Source organism: Flavobacterium tructae (assembly GCF_002217475.1).
Taxonomy (GTDB): Bacteria; Bacteroidota; Bacteroidia; order Flavobacteriales; family Flavobacteriaceae; genus Flavobacterium; species Flavobacterium tructae.
Map to the genome: position 1 here is coordinate 1 of NZ_MUHH01000082.1, position 887 is coordinate 887.

1 protein-coding gene is annotated in these 887 nt (G+C 32.4%); it reads right to left on the reverse strand.

What is annotated here, in order from left to right; translation table 11 throughout:
• The coding region (locus B0A80_RS20410) for an AMP-binding protein (RefSeq protein ID WP_165769307.1) at positions 1–887 on the reverse strand (887 nt) is incomplete at both ends.

Consider the following 887-nt stretch of genomic DNA (forward strand, 5'->3'; position numbering starts at 1 on the left):
ATATCCGCGAGCCAATCCGTCTCCTGATATACAAAGCTCGCCCACTACTCCGATAGGAACCAACTCTAATGCCGAATCTAAAATGTAGATCTGCGTGTTGGCAATAGGCTTACCAATTGGGATAAGACCTAAAGAAGTATTTGATATTTTATAACTACTGGCAACCACAGTAGTTTCCGTAGGTCCATAATTATTATAAACAATAATATCTGTTAATTTATGTAAATTTAATACTTCACCTCCTGTTAAAAAACTGATGTTTGGGATTGATATTTCTTGATCTATAAAACTCATACATAACGATGTAGGAATATATGCATGCGTAATAGCATTCTCAATCAGAAATTTTGATAATAGATTCAAATCATATCGTTCTTTTTCTGAAACTGGATATAAGCTTGCTCCAAAAAGCAAATATGGATAAATCTCCCAAACACTGGCATCAAAACCAATCCCTGAAAATAAGGTACCTCTACTTTTTTGATCAACTGAATATCTTGATTGATGCCAAAAACTTAAATTAACCAAATTTTTATGTCCAACCATTACTCCTTTTGGCTTACCAGTACTACCGGAAGTATAAATTACGTATGCTAAATTATCATGTCTTATAGCAATCTCTATCAAATCTTTCGAATACTTAAATTGATTCTCTTTAAATTTAACTAAGAATAGATTATCAATAATAATACGGGTACCGCTATCTTTTTTTATAACTTCTTTCCTTTCTTGAGGATATTCAGGATCTATTGGAATATAAGCTGCTCCCGTTTTCAGTACAGCCAAAAAAGAAACTATTAACCAATCACTTCTATCTAATACTATACCTATCAGTTCTTCTGCCTGTATATCATATTTAGACAATAAATAATGAGCCAATTGGTTCG